20 protein-coding genes are annotated in these 18,292 nt (G+C 62.9%); 11 read left to right on the forward strand and 9 right to left on the reverse strand.

Features of this window, described 5'->3' with window-relative positions; translation table 11 throughout:
• Positions 1–51 precede the first annotated feature (51 nt).
• Entirely contained in the window at positions 52–540 is a 489-nt protein-coding gene (locus A985_RS0118480; RefSeq protein ID WP_017234859.1) for an Lrp/AsnC ligand binding domain-containing protein, read from the forward strand.
• 66 nt (positions 541–606) lie between these two features.
• Here A985_RS0118480 and A985_RS0118485 read toward each other — a convergent pair whose 3' ends face one another.
• The 5 genes from A985_RS0118485 to A985_RS0118505 form a co-directional block, all read right to left on the reverse strand.
• Positions 607–1,761: a PA0069 family radical SAM protein gene (locus A985_RS0118485; protein ID WP_017234860.1), complete on the reverse strand. Its 1,155-nt coding sequence runs from the start codon at positions 1,759–1,761 to the stop codon at positions 607–609.
• Positions 1,762–1,948: 187 nt separating this feature from the next.
• Entirely contained in the window at positions 1,949–2,881 is a 933-nt protein-coding gene (locus tag A985_RS0118490; protein ID WP_017234861.1) for a Rossmann-like and DUF2520 domain-containing protein, read from the reverse strand.
• 9 nt (positions 2,882–2,890) lie between these two features.
• A complete protein-coding gene (locus A985_RS0118495) occupies positions 2,891–3,340 on the reverse strand; it encodes a hypothetical protein (RefSeq protein WP_017234862.1) in 450 nt (149 codons plus the stop codon).
• 9 nt (positions 3,341–3,349) lie between these two features.
• The gene (locus A985_RS0118500; protein ID WP_198288715.1) at positions 3,350–4,150 is read right to left on the reverse strand and encodes an META and DUF4377 domain-containing protein; all 801 of its coding nucleotides are present in this window, start codon (positions 4,148–4,150) and stop codon (positions 3,350–3,352) included.
• A gap of 196 nt (positions 4,151–4,346) precedes the next feature.
• The gene (locus A985_RS0118505) at positions 4,347–5,423 is read right to left on the reverse strand and encodes a sorbosone dehydrogenase family protein (RefSeq protein WP_198288719.1); all 1,077 of its coding nucleotides are present in this window, start codon (positions 5,421–5,423) and stop codon (positions 4,347–4,349) included.
• 328 nt (positions 5,424–5,751) lie between these two features.
• Here A985_RS0118505 and rpsP point away from each other — a divergent pair, with 328 nt between their 5' ends.
• The 6 genes from rpsP to A985_RS0118535 all read left to right on the forward strand — a co-directional run bounded on the left by rpsP (position 5,752) and on the right by A985_RS0118535 (position 10,097).
• Positions 5,752–6,003 carry a 30S ribosomal protein S16 gene (rpsP, locus tag A985_RS0118510; RefSeq protein ID WP_017234865.1) on the forward strand — a complete coding sequence of 84 codons (252 nt, stop codon included), beginning with the start codon at positions 5,752–5,754 and terminating at the stop codon, positions 6,001–6,003.
• A gap of 129 nt (positions 6,004–6,132) precedes the next feature.
• Positions 6,133–6,783 carry a ribosome maturation factor RimM gene (gene rimM / locus A985_RS0118515; RefSeq protein WP_232424674.1) on the forward strand — a complete coding sequence of 217 codons (651 nt, stop codon included), beginning with the start codon at positions 6,133–6,135 and terminating at the stop codon, positions 6,781–6,783.
• A 60-nt stretch (positions 6,784–6,843) separates the two neighbouring features.
• On the forward strand, positions 6,844–7,614 hold the full coding sequence (gene trmD / locus A985_RS0118520) for a tRNA (guanosine(37)-N1)-methyltransferase TrmD (RefSeq protein WP_017234867.1): 771 nt from the start codon (positions 6,844–6,846) through the stop codon (positions 7,612–7,614).
• Positions 7,615–7,717: 103 nt separating this feature from the next.
• Positions 7,718–8,104 (forward strand): 50S ribosomal protein L19, encoded by a 387-nt coding sequence (gene rplS, locus A985_RS0118525; protein ID WP_017234868.1) that lies wholly within the window; start codon positions 7,718–7,720, stop codon positions 8,102–8,104.
• A 232-nt stretch (positions 8,105–8,336) separates the two neighbouring features.
• On the forward strand, positions 8,337–9,023 hold the full coding sequence (locus tag A985_RS0118530) for a CoA pyrophosphatase (RefSeq protein WP_026132134.1): 687 nt from the start codon (positions 8,337–8,339) through the stop codon (positions 9,021–9,023).
• A 135-nt stretch (positions 9,024–9,158) separates the two neighbouring features.
• Positions 9,159–10,097: a CobD/CbiB family protein gene (locus A985_RS0118535; protein ID WP_026132135.1), complete on the forward strand. Its 939-nt coding sequence runs from the start codon at positions 9,159–9,161 to the stop codon at positions 10,095–10,097.
• A gap of 88 nt (positions 10,098–10,185) precedes the next feature.
• Here A985_RS0118535 and rsgA read toward each other — a convergent pair whose 3' ends face one another.
• Positions 10,186–11,127, reverse strand: coding sequence for a ribosome small subunit-dependent GTPase A (gene rsgA, locus A985_RS0118540; RefSeq protein WP_017234871.1), 942 nt, complete (start codon positions 11,125–11,127; stop codon positions 10,186–10,188).
• Positions 11,124–12,371 (reverse strand): M48 family metallopeptidase, encoded by a 1,248-nt coding sequence (locus A985_RS0118545; protein ID WP_017234872.1) that lies wholly within the window; start codon positions 12,369–12,371, stop codon positions 11,124–11,126. Before A985_RS0118545 ends, rsgA begins: the two co-directional genes overlap by 4 nt.
• 103 nt (positions 12,372–12,474) lie before the next feature.
• Between A985_RS0118545 and orn the strand changes: the two genes are divergently transcribed.
• Positions 12,475–13,113 (forward strand): oligoribonuclease, encoded by a 639-nt coding sequence (gene orn / locus A985_RS0118550; protein WP_017234873.1) that lies wholly within the window; start codon positions 12,475–12,477, stop codon positions 13,111–13,113.
• Between the two features lie 96 nt (positions 13,114–13,209).
• Here orn and mog read toward each other — a convergent pair whose 3' ends face one another.
• Together mog and yjgA are read right to left on the reverse strand one after the other, a co-directional pair.
• Positions 13,210–13,830 (reverse strand): molybdopterin adenylyltransferase, encoded by a 621-nt coding sequence (gene mog / locus A985_RS0118555; RefSeq protein WP_017234874.1) that lies wholly within the window; start codon positions 13,828–13,830, stop codon positions 13,210–13,212.
• Entirely contained in the window at positions 13,830–14,435 is a 606-nt protein-coding gene (gene yjgA, locus A985_RS0118560; protein ID WP_017234875.1) for a ribosome biogenesis factor YjgA, read from the reverse strand. The genes mog and yjgA overlap by 1 nt, the downstream gene beginning before the upstream one ends.
• A gap of 115 nt (positions 14,436–14,550) precedes the next feature.
• On the opposite strand from yjgA, the gene pmbA reads away from it, so the two are divergent.
• The 3 genes from pmbA (at position 14,551) to A985_RS0118575 (ending at position 18,291) form a co-directional block, all read left to right on the forward strand.
• Positions 14,551–15,909 (forward strand): metalloprotease PmbA, encoded by a 1,359-nt coding sequence (pmbA, locus tag A985_RS0118565; protein ID WP_017234876.1) that lies wholly within the window; start codon positions 14,551–14,553, stop codon positions 15,907–15,909.
• A gap of 218 nt (positions 15,910–16,127) precedes the next feature.
• On the forward strand, positions 16,128–17,279 hold the full coding sequence (locus A985_RS0118570; protein ID WP_017234877.1) for an ABC transporter substrate-binding protein: 1,152 nt from the start codon (positions 16,128–16,130) through the stop codon (positions 17,277–17,279).
• 130 nt (positions 17,280–17,409) lie between these two features.
• On the forward strand, positions 17,410–18,291 hold the full coding sequence (locus A985_RS0118575) for a branched-chain amino acid ABC transporter permease (protein WP_017234878.1): 882 nt from the start codon (positions 17,410–17,412) through the stop codon (positions 18,289–18,291).
• Position 18,292: the final 1 nt, after the last annotated feature.

Below are 18,292 nucleotides of genomic sequence, written 5' to 3' on the forward strand. Positions count from 1 at the left end.
TCTGATTAGTAGGTTTAGTTAATGTATATATTGGAAATTCAGGAATAAATAATGAGAGTCCAGCAGCAATCGATCCGAACGCTGGATCGGCTCGATCGGCGCATTCTCGCGCTGCTTCAGCAAGACGGGCGGATGTCGATGAAAGACCTCGCGGAGCAGGTCGGCCTGTCGATTACGCCCTGCATCGAGCGCGTGAAACGCATGGAGCGCGACGGCGTGATCATGGGGTACTACGCTCGGGTGAATCCGGCCGCGCTGGGCGCCGCGTTGCTGGTATTCGTCGAGATCACGCTCGATCACAAGTCAGGCAACATGTTCGATCAGTTTCGGCGGGAAGTGCTGCGGATCCCGGAGGTGATGGAGTGCCATCTCATCTCGGGCGACTTCGACTATCTGATCAAGGCGCGCATTCGAGAGATGTCCGAGTACCGTAAGTTGCTCGGCGACATCCTGCTGCAACTGCCGGGGGCCGTGCAGTCGAAGAGCTACGTCGTGATGGAGGAGATCAAGGAGACGCTCACCATCCACGTCGAAGAGTGAGCGCGGCGGCGGGAGGGCGGGAGAGCGTCGATAGGCCCAAGTTGCGGTTGCGTCCGGCGTCGCTTTCTAGAAGAGCGCCATTTGCGGGTCGGCCTTGTCGGTCCCGGCCTCAGGGGCTTGCGCGGCGGTTTGCCGTCCGTTGGCGACGGCCGAAGTTGCCGGTGCGGGGACCTTGAACTGATCGTTACGCAGCGGTGGTCGCGCCTGATTGAGACCCAACTTGCGGGCGGCCAGATGAAAGCGCTGACGGATCAACTCCGCATGCAAACCGGTGCCGCGCATGCGCGTGCCGAATTCGGAACTGTTGTGCTTGCCGTCGCGCACCTGCTCGATCAGGCTCATGACGTGGCGTGCCCGCAGCGGGTAATGTGCTTCGAGCCACGTCACGAAAACATCGTGAACTTCGCGCGGCAGTCGCAGCATCACATAGCCCGCGTACGTTGCGCCGGCTTGCGCCGCCGTCGTCAGTACGCGTTCGATGTCGAAATCGGTGAGCGCCGGCACGATGGGCGCCACGATCACCCCGGTGGGAATACCCGCGTCCGTCAGTTTTCGGATGGCCTCGATGCGACGTGCCGGGGTATTGGCGCGCGGCTCCATCTTGCGTGCGATTTCCGCATCGAGCGTTCCCACTGAGATAAATACGCGGGCCAGACCACGCTGCGCCATTCGCGACAGGATGTCGATGTCGCGCGTGACCAGCGCGGATTTCGTGGTGATGCCGACGGGATGGCCGAAACGCTCGAGGACTTCCAGCACGCTTCGGGTGATGCCGTATTCACGTTCGATGGGCTGGTACGGGTCGGTGTTTGCGCCGAGTGCGAGCAGGGCGGGCTGATAGCCGCGCTTGCGCAACTCGGCGTCGAGGCGCTCGGCGGCGTTGTGTTTCGCGTAAAGGCGGGTTTCGAAGTCGAGCCCCGGCGACAGGCCGAGATAGGCGTGCGTGGGACGCGCAAAACAATACGCGCAGCCATGCTCGCATCCCCGATATGGGTTGATCGAACGGTCGAAGGGAATGTCCGTCGATTGATTGCGCGAGATGATCGTTCGCGCGTTTTCCAGCGCGACTTGCGTGACGAACTTGACCTCGCATTCTTGGGCCGCATCCGATTCAAGTCGGGTCTCATCGCTTTCGCGCCGGAATTCGGAAAAGCGCGATTCGAGATTGGCGGTAGCGCCTCGGCCCTTACGCGACGGGGGCGGCGCGAATGAGGAAGCCATGGCTCGTCTCCTTGAAGGCAGTCCGGGGCGCGAAGGCAGTGCGTTCGCGAGGAATGCTTGTCATTATACTGTGTTTTTGTACAGTATTCGAGGGGCAAACATGACGCAAAACGGACTGGCGGGCGAGGTGGGGTGGCGCGGGTGGACGGCGTCGAGCGACTGGATGGGCTGGGGACGCTGGATGTGCTTATGCGTCGCTTTCTGGGGCGGACGGCGGCAAATATGGCGCGATGGCGCGCGCGATGGCGTCGAGTGCGGCGCCGTCAGCGTTCGGGCGTTGACGGGCGAGGTGAATCGCCCGGAGCGTCAGCAGCGAATACAACGTCGCGTGGTTGCCGCCCAGCGAGGCAAGCGCTTCGGTGTGGCGGGTGACGATGCCTGCGTCGCCCCGCGACACCGGGCCGGAGAGCGCACCGGCGAGTCCGCGCTCGCGGGCGGCGGTGAGGGTCCCCATGACCAGCGGCCACATGGCGTCTTGGGCGTCGGCTTCCGGCATGCCGATCGCTTGCCAGAGCTGGGTAGCTTCATCGAGCAGGCACAGCAGAAAACTGGCGGCGTAATTGGCGCCGGCGTGATATCGCATCCGCGCGCCCGCCGGGATCGACAGGGCGCGGCACCCTATCGCGCTCGCGAGAGCGTGGAGCGTAGCGTTCAGCGGTGCGTCGGCTTCGATGGTGATGGCGCTGCCCGACAGGCGTGTCGCGTCGTCATCGAGACCGGCAAAAAGAAACAGCGGGTGGAAGCCGCCAATTTGCGCACCGTGTCGGGTGGCGGCCGCGAGCAGACCGACCTCCGAGGCGCCGCTGCAATGCACCAGTGCCTGCCCGGCGCGCGGCGACAGATGCGCGGCGCACGTGGCGATGGCGTCGTCGGGAACGCTCAGGAAGACAAGGTCCGCGTGGGCGAAGACCGCGTTCATGTCGTTCGGCCGGTGGATTGGCAGGGCCTTACACGCCGGCAAGGCGACCGCGACGCGTTGCGCCGCATCGAGGCGTCGGCTTGCGATCGCCGTCACCTCATACCCCGCACGTGCCGCCGCGAGCGCGAGGGCGCATGCAACGCGACCGGCGCCGATGAAGCCCAGCGTCGGTCGGGAGGGGGCGGCGACGGGTGTGGTCATATTCACGCGTTACTGGGACAGGCGGTTCGGCGTGTCGTGCGTTTCGAAATAGGTCTGGAACGCCACGGCGAGACCGACCATCATCAACATCGCGCCCACGAACAGCGACACGCTCACGATGATGACGGCCATCCATCCCGAGCGCGATTTGCGCTGGGCGCTGGCGTTGAACTGGGCATCCCAGCGCTCGTCGGGCCGAAGTCCGTAAACAATCGCCGCCAGGAACGCGGAAAACAGCGAGATGGCGCCGAGAATCGTCAGGCCCCATCCGGCGGAAGACTGCAGCTCACTCGTGACCAGCAGCCCCCAACCCGCTACACCGCAGGCCGATCCCACGACATGGGCCCACCCGAAGCGGTCGCGCAGACCATACAGATAGAAACGATGCAGGCCCAGCGTGCCGAACAGCATTGCCAGGCCCGCGGTCAGGGTCTTGGATTTATAGGCGACTGCATTCATTGGGATGGGTTATCGGGCTGGCGTTTCGCGAATGACTTCGACCAGCGTCCAGCGCATGCTCGACGCATCGGCGGGCGGATTGACGACGGGTTCGCCGTGGATTTTCACGCGGTATTCTACGCCGGGCTTCCACGAGAAGCCATCGATGTGGGCGTACCAGAGTTCCCACGGCGCTTTCCCGGAATCGTCGGCGTTGCGCACGCGCAGGCACTTCCGCGGCGCGGCGCCCACGCAATCCGCCATTTGCGAATCGACGTCGACAATACGGTCTTCCGTCTTGGTGGCGCTGGCGACCGGACGATCCAGCAACGTCTGCGAGGCGTAGGTCAGCGTCTCGCCATTCGGGGTGCGCAAAATCAACTGTGTGTCGCGGCGTTCGAAACGGGTGACGCGGGGAAGCGTCGTCAGGTAGCGGGCTTCGAAGGCCATCGAGTCCGGGCAAGCCATGCGTGTGGCGGCCGGCGCCTGAAGGCTGACCTGGCCCTTGGCCGGCCCCACCGAGTACTGGCCGAAGATCCGGTTACATCCGCCGGAGCCAGAGAACGCTCCTTTGTCGTTAAAGGTCAGGTTGATGGCGCGGCTTTCCGGCAGACTTGGCAAGTCGTCGACACCTTCCCACCGCATCAGTTGCCAGGTGCCGAGGATGTCGGCGGGGGCGGTGGCGGCGGCTGGCGCGCCGGGCGACGCCTGCGATGGACCGGCGCCGCCCGACGGGGCGGCGCAGCCGGCCAACATGGCCGCCGGCACGAGGAGCGTTGCCATATAGGTGGCGAACGAGGCGGGCAGGAAAGAGAGTCGGCGTTGGGTCATGATCATGTCTTGGTGGAATTGCCGAGCGTGCCGGGAGGGCACGATCAGCGAAAGTGTCGCGGCACACGGAGGCGGCGGACGCCGTGCGCAGCCCTGAGTCCATGAAAGGTTGACCGAATGCCGGTCAGTGCAGTTCCTTGCATCGTCATTGCGGTGAGATTCCCGAGTCGATGTCGGTCGTCGTCGTGCGGCCGCGTCACGGTTTCCGATAAGTAATGCGGTAGATCGCGCCGGCCTCATCGTCACTGATCAACAGTGAGCCGTCTGGTAACGTAAGGAGGTCGACAGGGCGGCCCCAGACCGACTCGTCGTCGCCCAGCCAGCCTTGCGCGAAGATTTCCTGCCTGGCGACGTTGCCCTTGGCGTCGAGCACGACGCGTACGACCCGGTAGCCGACCTTGCGGCTCCGGTTCCAGGAGCCGTGCTCTGCGATGAACAGACTGCCGCGATAGTCCTTGGGGAACTGTTTGCCGGTGTAAAAGCGCACGCCGAGCGCGGCCACATGGGCGCCAAGCTTTGCCACGGGGGGCGTGAAGTCCGCACAGCGTTTCTCTCGCCCGTATTCGGGATCCGCGATGTCGCCAGCATGGCAGTAAGGGAATCCGAAGTGTTCGCCGATGCGTGTGAGGCGGTTCAGCTCGTCGTCCGGCACGTCGTCGCCGAGTTGATCGCGACCGTTATCGGTGAACCAGAGCGTGCGTGTCCTGGGTTGCCAGTCGAAGCCCACGGTGTTGCGCACGCCACGGGCGACGACCTGCCAGTCGGTGCCGTCCGGCTTCATGCTGCCGATCATCGCGAAACGGTCGCCGTCGCGCTTGCAGACATTGCAGGGTGCGCCCACGCCGACATACAGGCGCTGATCGGGGCCAAATGCGATGTACCGCCAGCCGTGGTGACTTTCGCCAGGAAGCTTGTCGTAGACGACGATCGGTTTGCCGGGATTGTCGAGCCGGCTTTCGATATTGTCGAGCTTGACGATGCGCGAGACGGCCGAGATATAGAGTGCGCCGTTGCGCAATGCCACGCCGACGGGCATGTTCAGCCCGGAGGCGATGGTCTGGACCCTGGCCGCATAGGCGCGCGACGGATCGAGCGTGATGGCATAGACAACGCCTTGTCCGCGGCTGCCGACGAACAAGGTGCCTTTCGGGCCAAGCGTCATGCCGCGGGCGCCGGGCACCCGGTCGGAGAGGACTTCGACGTGAAAGCCGGGCGGCAGGACGAGACGTTCGATGGGAAGGGCGTCGCGCGCCGTGGCGAGGCATGGGGCCATCGCCAGCGCGGCGCCGAAAAACAAACCGACCCGACGCACATGCTTCGCAAGATGGATGACTCGCACGGCGACCCGCACTGGCCATTGCGGCCGAGCGGGGCGCTGCCATCCACCGGTCAATTGTTGCATGCTGGACTCGCTTCACGCACAGAATGCGTGCATTGTAGACCAGTGCCTCCCGGAGCCAACGCGGCGGTCTTGTCCCCCAATCCAGGGGCGGCTTGGCGGGGCGCCGCCGGTGTCCGGGGAAGTGTTTGTTTTGACGAGGGTTTTGCGCTATAATGTCGCGTTTTCTGTCCGAACACTTCTGGATTCACAAGGATTTATTATGGTCGTTATCCGCCTGGCTCGCGGCGGCGCGAAGAAGCGCCCGTTTTACAACATCGTTGCAACCGACTCGCGTAACCGTCGCGATGGTCGCTTCATCGAGCGTATTGGCTTCTACAACCCGGTCGCTGCCGAAGGCACGGAAGGTCTGCGTATCGCTCAAGACCGTCTGACGTACTGGCAAGGCGTTGGCGCACAACTGTCGCCGACCGTGGCTCGTCTGATCAAGCAAGGCGCCAAGGCCGCTGCCTAAGCGCTTCGGCTAGTCAAGCTATCAGCATTGCCGTCGGTTTGCCGATGGCATGAGAATTGAACGGCGGTGCCTGCTCCCGAGCGATCTGGAGCGGTCATCGCCGTGTGTTCGTCACAACGTTGGATTGGCATGGTTCGTTCCGCTCGACCCGCACGTGAGCGGGTACCGCTGAAAATCGGTGCTGAGGCGCGCCGCGCCGCCGGCATGCGTGCCGAGCAGGTGCTCGCCCCGGTGACCGAAGTGCCCGACGATCTCGTCGAGCTGGGTTACATTGGCGACGCCTACGGAATTCGTGGCTGGATCAAGGTGCAGCCGCATACGGGCGAGGGCGAAGGGCTCTTGTCCGCCGATTGTTGGTATTTTCGTCGTCCCGGTGAGTCGGCCTACACCAAGGCCAATGTACTGCACAGTCGAGGGCATTCCGGTACCGTGGTCGCGCAATTACGCGGCAGCGAAAACCGGTCGGCCGCCGAGGCGCTCAAGGGCCTTCAGGTCTGGGTGCCGCGCAGTGCGTTTCCGACCGCCGGTGAAGACGAGTTTTACTGGGTGGACCTCATTGGCGCCCAGGTAACGAATCTGCAGGACGAATCGCTGGGCAAGGTCGTCGGGTTGCTCGACAACGGCGTGCACACTGTGCTGCGTGTCGCTTACGAGGCGCCTGCCGTCGACGACAAGTCGGCGAAGACCGCTGAGCGTCTGATCCCGTTCGTCGCCAAATATGTGCAATCCGTCGATATCGAGGCGGGGCGCATTGTGGTCGACTGGGGTCTTGACTACTGAGATACCGATTGATCGCCCGGCCGCTGTGGTGTCCGGGCACCTCTGGACGGAACCGGTTTGATGCAGTTTGACGTCGTCACGCTCTTTCCCGAGATGTTTCGGGCACTGACCGACTGGGGCGTCACCAGCCGGGCGCTCAAGCAGTCGCGCTATGGTCTGCGGTTTTGGAATCCTCGCGATTTCACGCATAACAGCTACAGGACGATCGATGATCGACCGTACGGCGGCGGCCCGGGCATGGTGATGCTCGCCAAGCCGCTCGACGACGCCATCGAGGCCGCAAAGGCTGCGCAGGCGCAAGCCGGCGTACCGCGCGGCCGGGTGTTGCTGATGTCGCCGCAAGGCAAGCCACTGACGCATCGTCGTGTCGTGGAACTGCGCGAACAGGAGCAGGGATTGATTCTGCTCTGTGGGCGCTACGAAGCCGTCGATCAGCGTTTGATCGATCGCGTCGTGGACGAAGAGGTCAGTGTTGGCGATTTCGTGCTGTCGGGCGGAGAGTTGCCCGCCATGGCACTGATGGACTCGCTGATCCGGCTGCTGCCGGGGGCACTGAACGACGAGCAGTCGGCCGAGCAGGACAGTTTCGTCAATGGCCTGCTCGATTGTCCGCATTACACGCGACCCGAAGAGTACGAAGGGGTGCGCGTGCCCGACGTGCTGTTGGGCGGGCATCATGCAGAGATTGAAAAATGGCGACGCCGCGAGGCGTTGACCAATACCTGGCGCAAACGCCCCGATCTGATCGAGAGCGCACGCGCCAACGGATTGCTCAGTCGTGCCGATGAGGCATGGCTGGCAAGCCTGCGGGTCGATACGTCGGCCAAGTAGGTAGCGGGTGTCGTCATGGGGACGGCATTCGGTTTGCACCCATCCTCTGTCGGGGCCGGCATGCCGGTATATAACGCCGATACGATGGCACAAGGAGTGGTAAATGAATCTGATCGCCAAGATCGAGCAGGAAGAAATCGCGCGTTTGACCGCGAACAAGACGATTCCCGAATTCGCCCCGGGCGACACCGTGATCGTCAACGTGAACGTGGTCGAAGGTACGCGCAAGCGCGTTCAGGCATACGAAGGCGTCGTCATCGCCAAGCGTAACCGTGGCCTGAATTCGGCATTCATCGTCCGCAAGATTTCGTCGGGTGAAGGCGTTGAGCGTACGTTCCAGACGTACTCGCCGCTGATCGCCAGCATCGAAGTCAAGCGTCGTGGTGACGTTCGTCGCGCCAAGCTGTACTACCTGCGTGAGCGTTCGGGCAAGTCGGCACGTATCAAGGAAAAGCTCTCGTTCAAGAGCAAGCCCGCTGCCGCCCAGTAAGTCGGACGCCGCTACGCCTGGCGACCTCGTGGCCGGGCGCAGCCAAAGCCGTATGGAAAAGCACCCTTCGGGGTGCTTTTTTCGTTGTGCTGTCTTTCATCGACGCCGATGTTGCGGCGTGTCTTCGTCATCGAACGCCACGAATTGCCGTGCCATTGGCATTTTGTTTGCGTGTACGTGTTTAGGGCTTCCTCGCTAAAATAGCGAAGTTCTCCACCCAGCAAAGGTCTACGTGGCGCCACCTCTGATCCTGCATCCTGAAGCGTTACCCATCGTCTCGACGGGCGAGGGGGAGCCTGCGGTGCCGGCGGAGCGGCTAACGCCCGCCGCGTTGCGTGACCGGCTCGCGAGTCCGCCGATCTGGACGCCGGAGGCGGGTGCGATCGAACTCGCGCCGCCGGCACAATTTACGCCGCGTGCGGCGGCCGTGCTCGTGCCGTTGGTGATGCGCGCGCATGGCACGACTGTGCTGCTGACGCAGCGAACCCAACATCTGAGCACGCACGCCGGGCAAGTGAGTTTTCCTGGCGGTAGCCGCGAGCCCGACGATCTGTCGCCGATCGCCACAGCCTTGCGTGAGTCGCGTGAAGAAATAGGTCTCGATTCGGGGGCGGTGGAAGTGATCGGACGCTTGCCCGACTACGTCACCGGAACCGGCTTTCGTGTTGCACCGGTCGTGGGCCTGGTCAAGCCGCCGTTCGATCTCATCGCCGATGCCGGTGAAGTCGACGAGATTTTCGAGGTGCCGCTGGATTTCCTGATGGACCCTGCACATCATCAGATCCGCGTCTTCCACTATCAGGTGGGCGAACGCCGGTTTTACGCGATGCCCTATCCGAAGCCCGCGGGAGGTGAATACTTCATTTGGGGCGCAACGGCCGGCATGCTACGTAATTTCTATCAACTCCTGCGGGCCTGACGCGAGAGACCGATCGTTTTCGCGAGTTGTCTGCCTATAGTGTGAAGTGAGTGCGTCGTGCAGGCGCCTGGGGCGGGCATTTGCGAGAAGCTGTGCTATCGTTACACCATTCCGTCTGGTGATCTGAACGCACGCATGACATTCTTTTCGGTACTCCTCGCGCTGATCCTCGAGCAGATGCGTGCCCTCTCCACGCAAAACCCGATCTACAACCTGATTCGCTCCCACGCGACCCATACGTCGCAATCGTTCGATGCCGGGCTACCCCGTCATGGCGTGCTTGCGTGGCTGGTCGTGGTGCTGCCGTTTGTGCTGGCGGTCGGTGTCATCTACTACCTGCTCATGCGGGTCAACATTTTCCTGGGCTTCGCATGGAACGTGCTCATCGTCTACCTGACGATGGGATTCCGGCAGTTCAGTCACTACTTCACGGACATTCACGTTGCGCTGAACAACGATAACGTGAACGAGGCGCGAGAAATCCTGCATCAGTGGATCGGCATCGACACGGTCGACATGCCGGTGGACGAGATCGTGCGCCACACACTGTTGCACGCGGTCATTGCCTCGCATCGCCACGTTTTTGGCGTGTTTTTCTGGTTCCTGATGCCGGTCGGTCCGGCGGGGGCGGTGTTGTACCGTCTCGCCGAATATCTGTCGCGTCGCTGGACGGAGCCCGCGCCCGATCGCAGCCCGGCGTTCGGGGCCTTCGCGCGCAAGGTTTTCTATGTCATTGATTGGGTGCCGGCTCGTTTGACGGCCATCGGTTTCGCCATTGTCGGCAACTTTGAAGACGCCATTTACGCGTGGCGCCACTATGCGAAGCAGTGGCCGAACGAGAACGAAGGCATTCTGCTGGCCGCGGGTAGCGGCGCCCTCGGCGCACGATTGACCGGCCCGCTGGCGGAAGTCTCGAGCGTCGATGCGCTGAATCAAGGCGACGACGCAGTCCTGCCTGTCGGCAGCGAATGCACGCCGCGCACGCTTCAGGCGGCCGTCGGCCTGGTCTGGCGCGCGGTTTTGCTTTGGATGCTCCTGTTGCTGCTGCTGACCCTCGCCGTGTGGTTGGGCTGAGGTTCAAGCGAGAACCCATAAAAAAACCCGCGGAAGCGGGTTTTTTTATGGCCGATTCGCGCGGATCGCTTCGCCGCCGACTGAAGCGTCAGTATGGAATCTGTTGCTCCGACTCGTGAACGAGCTGGGCATAGAGCATATGGCGCTGTTGCGAGATGCTTCCGTCGGACACGGCCGCGAGAATAGCGCAACCGGGTTCTTTCAGGTGATGGCAATTGTAGAACCGGCACCCGGTGAGCCGTGCACGGAACTCGGGGAAGGCGCGCTCCAGTGCCCCTTCCTTGAGGTGATGCAGACCGAATTCCTGAAAGCCTGGCGAATCGATGAGCAGTCCGCCTTCGGGCAGGTGAAAGATTCGCGTGAAGGTCGTCGTGTGCTTGCCTGAGTTCAATACCGTGGAGATCTCGCGCGTTGCGGCATCGGCATCGGGGACGAGCAGGTTCACGAGGCTGGACTTGCCCATGCCCGACTGCCCGAGCAGCAACGACGCTTGATGTGCCAGGCGAGGCAGCAGCAGCGCCTTCGCCCCTTCAGGATCCGCCCGCACGGAAAGTTCCAGCACGTCGTAGCCCAGTGCGCGATACGGCGCCAAGCGCGCGCGCGCCGCCGGCAAGGCCTCGGCGACATCGGTCTTGTTGAGCACGATCAGCGGTCTCAGTGCATTGGCTTCCGAGGCGACCAGTGCTCGGCCCAGCAAATCCTCACTGAAGTACGGCTCGGTGCCCAACATGATGACCAACTGGTCGATGTTGGCGGCGAAGAGCTTGCTCTTGAACTGGTCTGAGCGGTAAAGCAGGTTGCGGCGCGGCAGGATCTCTTCAATCACGCCCTGATCGCCGGTGCGCGCCCAGGCGACTTCGTCGCCGACCGCAATTTCGCTCTTCTTGCCGCGAGGAAAGCACAGCACCGTTTCGCCATCGTCGGCTTCCACGACGTAGTGACGGCCGTGCGCCGCCGTGACTCGGCCGTGACGGCGTTCCTGCGCGGTTGTTTCGGCCGGCGCGGCTTTTCCCTTGAGGCTGCGCTTCATGCGTGCCCCAGCAAACGGTCGATGCGCTGGGAGGCGGGCGGATGCGAATAGTAAAACGCGGTGTAGACGGGGTCGGGCGTGAGCGTCGACGCATTGTCCTGGTAAAGCTTGACGAGGGCGTTGACCAGATCGCTGGCTTGCGTCTGGCTGGCGGCAAAGGCATCGGCTTCGAACTCGTGCTTGCGCGACGTCAGGCTACTGAGCGGGCTGGCGAAAAAGCCGAACACTGGAAGCACGAGGAAGAACAGCACCAGCGCCAACGCGTTGTTGCTGCCGGTCAGCGACGGCATCACGCCGAGGTCGGTGTAGAACCATGTGCGGCCGATCAGCCAACCAAGCAGGGCAAGGAATGCCAGCGACAGCACGAAGGCGACGATCAGGCGCTTCGTGATGTGGCGACGCTTGAAGTGACCCAGCTCGTGGGCCAGCACGGCTTCGATTTCGGCGGGTGAGAGCCGCTCGATGAGCGTATCGAAAAACACGATGCGCTTGGTGCGGCCGAAGCCGCTGAAATAGGCATTGCCGTGTGCCGAACGCTTCGAGCCATCCATCACGAACAAACCGCGCGCCGCGAAGCCGCAGCGCTGCATCAGCCCCTCGATGCGCTGCGCCAGCGACACGTCCGAGAGCGGTTCGAACTTATTGAACATCGGCGCGATGACGTGCGGGAAGATGAACTGCACAAACAGATTGAAGCCCACCCAGACCACCCACGTGTACAGCCACCACAACGGTCCTGCGCGCTCCATGAGCCACAGCACGGCGAACAGCAGCGGCAGTCCGAGCAAGACGCCGATGGCGGTGGCCTTGATCATATCGGCAATGAACAGCCCGAGCGACATGCGGTTGAAGCCGAAACGCTGTTCGATCACGAACTGCCGCACGTAAGTGAAGGGCAGATCGACGAGGCCGGAAATCAACAGCACGGCGGCGATCAATGCGATCTGACCCAGATAGCCTTCGCCGAGCCATTCGGTCACGCCGATATGCAGCAGGTTCAGCCCGCCGAGCAGCGTGAAAGCGACGAGCAGCACCGCCTGGGCAAAGATCTCGGCCATGCCCAGACGGGTGCGGGCGACCGTGTAATCGGCGGCCCGCTGATGGTCGGTCAGTGTGATCGTGCTGGCAAATCGCTCGGGAACAGCCGCCCGATGGGTGACCACATGGCGGATCTGACGAGCGGCCAGCCAAAGCTTGGTCATGACCATCGCCAGCAGGAAGATCACGAAGAGGTAAGTGAGCATGCGCTTAAGGAGAATCCGAAGTATGCGAGAATTATAAGTTCTTTCGACCGGCGGGACGCCCTTGCCGGTCGCCTACCGACGCGTTTTCCAGAGTCTTCCGACCATGTCTGTCATTCCATCCCAACATCCCACGTCTGCCGATGCCGAGACGACGCTTGCGCGCGCCGAGTTCAATCTGGTCTGGCTCGATATGGAAATGACCGGCCTGCAGCCCGACAGCGACCGAATCATCGAGGTGGCGGTGGTCGTCACGGACTCCGCGCTGACGCGCCGCATCGAGGGGCCGGTGTTCGCGATCCATCAAACGGACGCCGTGCTCGACGCAATGGACGACTGGAACAAGTCGACACATGGGCGCTCGGGGCTGATCGAACGCGTGAAGGCATCGGCGGTCGACGAGGCGTCTGCCGAAGCGCAACTGATCGAGTTCCTCTCGCAGTACGTGCCGCCCAACAAGTCGCCGATGTGCGGCAATTCGATCTGTCAGGATCGCCGTTTCATGGCGCGTTACATGCCCAGGCTCGAGGCGTTCTTTCACTACCGGAACCTGGATGTCAGCACGCTCAAGGAACTGTGCCGCCGCTGGGAACCCACGGTCTACAAGGGCTTCACCAAGCGCGCCGCCCACACGGCGATGGCCGACATTCACGAGTCGATCGACGAACTGGTGTACTACCGCGAGCATTTCCTGAAGACGACCGTACCCGGCGCGCCCGAGGCGGCCGCGCCCACTTCGGCCTGATCTTCCCCACAGACGCTTCACAACGCCAGCCATATCGCTGGCGTTGTGCTTTGGATTTTCGAACCGAATGGCCCGGAACGTCCTGTCGTCAGTCCATCAGGCGGGTTTCGGGGCGCGAATGGCGCTCTTGGGACGGAAGGCCTTGCAGACGGCGTCGTCGGTCTCGATGTAAGGTCCGCCGATCAGGTCGATGCAATACGGCACGGCGGCAAAAATGCCGGGCACGATCGACGTTCCGTCCATATCGCGCAACCCTTCGAGCGTTTCCTTGATCGACTTGGGCTGCCCGGGCAGGTTGATGATGAGCGCGGCACGCGCCGGGTTCTCGCGGATCACGGCGACCTGACGCGACAGGATGGCCGTCGGTACGAAGCGCAGGCTGATCTGACGCATCTGCTCTCCGAAGCCGGGCATCTCCTTCGTACCGGCCCGCAATGTGGCCTCCGGCGTGACGTCGCGTCGTGCAGGGCCTGTGCCGCCGGTGGTGAGCACCAGATCGCACTGCATCGTGTCGACCAGATCGATAAGCGTAGCGGTAATGCCGTCGGCATCGTCGGGAATCAGGCGAGTTTCCGCCACCCAGGGGGACCGGAGCGCGGCGCCAAGCCAGGCCTGGAGCGCCGGAATGCCCTGGTCGTCATAGGTACCCTGACTCGCTCGATCGCTGATCGAGACGAGGCCTACGCGAAGTTCGTCCGGATGGGAGCGGGCGACCATCAATCTTCCTCGCGCGTTGGGAATTCCGGCAGTTCGTTCTCGACGTCGTCTGAAGTTTCGGCGTGGGACGATCCGGTGCCCAGCAGATCCTTGAGCGCCTGGAACAGCTCGCGGAAGGCTTTGGGCGGCTTTTGCGCGGCCTGCTCACGGCGGGCATTGCGAATCAGTGTGCGCAGCTGCTGGGCATCGGCCTGCGGGTGCTGGGCGAGCAGCTCGGTGAGCGCCTCGTCCTTGGCCAGCAGGCGCTCGCGCCAGCGCTCGAGCGCATGCAGCTTGGCCGTTTCCGCCTTCGAGACGCCTTTGATGACGTCGAGGGCGCGGCGAATCGCTTCGACTTCCGACTCATGCAGCGTGCGCATTTGCTTGCCCACGTACTGCATCTGGCGGCGGCGGCCTTCGTGTGCGGTGATCTTGCGGCAGTCCTTGACGGCGCGTTCGAGGTTCTCGGGCATCGGCACGCGGGCGAGCGCGTCCTTGGCCAGATTGACCAGTTCTTCGCCAAGATCCTGCAAGGCATGCGACTCGCGCTTGCGTTGGGATTTGCTCGGGCCTTCGTCGGGAAGCTCGGCGTGGGCGATTTGGTTAAAGCGTTGAGTGTGCGTCATGAGCGCTATTGTAGCGCGGCGCGCGGCGTCCAAATAGTTGCCGTGCCGACGCACGGCGGCGGGGAAGTCGCGCTAAGATGGCGGTTCCTATTCAGCCACTGACCGAATCGCGCCGATGTCCCAAGCGACCCAGCATTTCACGCATACCCAGGATCAACTCAAGGAAATTGTCAGCGACGTACTGCAATACGCCCGTTCGCTCGGCGCCACCGATGCCGCGGCTGAGATCTCCGAGGGCGACGGCTTGTCGGTCTCGGTGCGTCGCGGCAAGGTCGAGACCATTGAGCGCAATCGCGACAAGCTGGTGGGCGTGACGGTATTCATCGGTCAGCGCCGCGGCAATGCCAGCACGTCCGACTTCTCGCGCAAGGCGCTGCACGACACGGTCGATGCGGCCTATAACATTGCCCGCTTTACGGCCGAAGACGACTGCGCCGGGCTTGCCGAGTCCGAACTGCTGGAGATGCATCCGCAGGACCTGTCGTTGTTTCACCCGTGGCGCATTTCGGCCGACGACGCGGTCGAATTGGCGCGTCGCGCCGAGACGGCGGCATTCGAGGTGAGTCCGCTCATCCGAAATTCCGAAGGCGCGGGCGTGTCGGCCCAGCACTCGCAATTCATGCTGGGGACGACTCGCGGCTTCCTGTCGGGATATCCGTATTCGCGACACTATCTTTCGGTCTCGCCGATTGCCGGATCTGGCCGCCATATGCAGCGCGACGATTGGTATTCGTCCAAGCGCGCCGCCGAAGACCTGGCCTCGCCCGAAACGGTCGGCCGCTACGCCGCCGAGCGCGCGCTGGCCCGCCTGCACGCGCGCAAGCTGTCCACGCGCAAGTGCGCCGTGCTGTTCGAGGCACCGCTCGCCGCCGGTCTGCTGGGGGCGTTCGTGCAGGGTGTGAGCGGTGGCGCACTGTATCGCAAGGCCACGTTCCTCGTTGACACCCTCGGCAAGCCGGTGTTTGCCGATCATGTCGGCATTTACGAGGATCCGCACGTGCCGCGCGCCATGGGCAGCGCCCCGTACGACGAAGAAGGCGTGAGAACGCGCGCCCGTGACGTGGTGAGCGATGGCGTGGTGCAGGGCTACTTCCTGTCGACCTATTCGGCCCGAAAGCTCGGCATGCAGACGACCGGCAACGCGGGCGGCTCGCACAACCTGCGCATGTACAGCAAGCTCACCGCACCGACGGACGACTTTCGAGCGATGCTGCGCAAGCTCGGCACCGGCCTGCTCGTGACCGAACTGATGGGGCAGGGCGTGAACTATGTGACGGGCGATTATTCGCGCGGCGCCTCGGGCTTCTGGGTGGAGAACGGCGAAATTCAGTATCCGGTCGAGGAGATCACGCTGGCCGGCAACCTGAACGACATGTTCCGCCAGATCGTCGCGATTGGGGCCGATGCCCTGGTGCGCGGTACCAAGGAGGTCGGGTCAATCCTGATTGAACAAATGACCATCGCCGGTCATTGATGCTGCGAATCGCCGTTGCGGCGCCATAAACGCGTTGCATTTGTGCGCCGCAACGGGGCAAAACCCCATTTGCCGTGTCCGGTAAAGGTAGTTTGCGTTATGCTTAGGGGTTTTCTTAAGCCGTGGCTTAAGAACAGACGCGGTAGTTAGGGTAATGGGCGCGCTCATAAGGCGCGCCTTCTCATAACTAGAGACCAGGAATCGGAGGAAGAAGACTCATGAAAAGCACCATGACCAAGTTGCTGAGCGCGCTTGTCGCTACTGGGATGGTGGCTGCGGCCCACGCAGCCGATCTGAAGATCGGCGTGGCCGAGGCACTGTCGGGCGGTGCGGCGCAATATGGCGCCGCCATCAAGAACGGTTTCCAGCTCGCGGCGGACGAAATCAACGCCGCCGGCGGCATCAACGGCAACAAGCTCGTACTGCAGGTCGAAGACGAGCAGGGCAAGAAAGAAGAGGCGATCAACGTCTTCAAGAAGCTGATCTTCCAGGACAAGGTGCTGATGGTTTTCGGCCCGACGTTGTCGAACTCGGCGCAGGCGGCCGATCCGATCGCGCAAGCGGCCAAGACCGTGGCGTTCGGCACGTCGAATACGGCTGACGGCATTACGTCCATCGGCGACTACATCTTCCGCAACTCCGTGACGGAAGCCGACGTGCTGCCCGAGACCATCAAGGTCGCGACCAAGCACACGGGCATCAAGAAAGTCGCGGTGCTGTATGGCAACGACGACGTGTTCACCAAGAGCGGCTACGACAACTTCAAGAAGGCGCTGGCCGATCTGAAGATCCCGGTCACGACGACCGAGACGTTTGCCAAGGGTGACGTGGACTTCAAGGCACAGCTCACGAAGATCAAGGCGAGCAACCCGGACGCCATCGTGCTGTCGGCACTGATCGCCGAAGGCGCGCCGATCATGGTGCAGGCCCGTCAGTTGGGCATCAACGTGCCGTTCATCGGCGGTAACGGCATGAACTCGGTCAAGGTGTTCGATCTGGCCAAGGGCAGCTCGGATGGCCTGTGGGTGGGGAGCCCGTGGTCGATCGAGAACAGCACGCCGGCCAACACGAAGTTCATCAGCGCCTACAAGGCGAAGTACAACGTGGCCCCGGACCAGTTCGCGGCGCAAGCCTATGACGCGATGTATATCGCGGCGGGCGCAATCAAGAGCGTGAAGATCTCGGGCAACCTGGATGCCGACCGCAAGGCGCTGCGCGACGCGCTGCCGAAGGTCACACACGACGGCGCTACGGGCAAGTTTGCGTTCCGTCAGGCCATGGGCAAGAACGGCAAGCCGGCCGGCTACGATGCACAACAGGCGCCTATCGTCAGCGTGACGAAGGGTACCAAGTACGTCATCGAGAAGTAAGCAGCCCGGCAGTACTTGAAGAAGTCCGCATGGGCGTAGAGCTGAAAGGCGCTACGCCCATCGGCGTTTCTGGCGCACGCCGTACCCCCGTGCGGCGCGTGTCCCCGTCCCTCAGGCTGGAATAGACACCATGCTGGAACAGCAACTCGTCAACGCACTCTCCCTAGGGTGCGTGTACGCCTTGTTCGCGCTCGGGTTCACCCTCGTGTTCGGCATCCTCGGCGTTATCAATCTCTCGCACGGCGCGGTCTTCATGGTCGGCGCCTATGCGGCGCTGCAAGCCGTCGTGCGTCTTCATCTGCCGCTGTGGGCGGCTATCGTCACGGCGGTCGTGGTGGCTGGCCTGGTCGGCCTGCTCATCGACGTGCTGGTGCTCAAACCGCTGCGCAAACGCGGTGCGCCTCACCTGATTCCGATGATTGCCACCATTGGCGTGGGCATTCTGCTCAACAACGGTGTGCAAGGTATTTTCGGCGCGGAGAACCTGCGATTCCCGTACGAACTCGTGCCGCAGGACACCCTGACGGTGGCCGGCGTGCACATGACGGTACTGGAACTCGCGATCATCTTCATCTCGTTTGCGCTCATGGCCGTGCTCATTGCCACGATCAAGAAGACGCAACTCGGGCGCGCGCTGCGCGCCATTGCCGAGTCGCCGAAGGCAGCCTACCTGCTCGGGATCAACGTCGAGGGCCTGTTCCTGGCCACGTCGTTTGCCGCGGCGGGGCTGGGCGGCATGGCGGGGGTGCTGATCGGGCTTTACTCCAACGCCGTCTTCCCACTGATGGGGCAGCCGATGCTGCACAAGGGGATCGCGGTCATCATTCTCGGCGGCATGGGCGACATTCGCGGCGCGATGATCGGCGGCCTCTTCCTCGGCTTCGCGGAAGTGTTGTCGGTCGCGTATATCGGCTCGAACATGCGCGACGCCGTGGCATTCGGCCTGTTGTTCCTGATCCTGCTGGTGCGTCCGCAGGGATTGTTCGGCAAAGTGCTCGAACGCAAAGCGTAAT

Source organism: Pandoraea sp. B-6, assembly GCF_000282835.1.
GTDB lineage: Bacteria > Pseudomonadota > Gammaproteobacteria > Burkholderiales > Burkholderiaceae > Pandoraea > Pandoraea cepalis.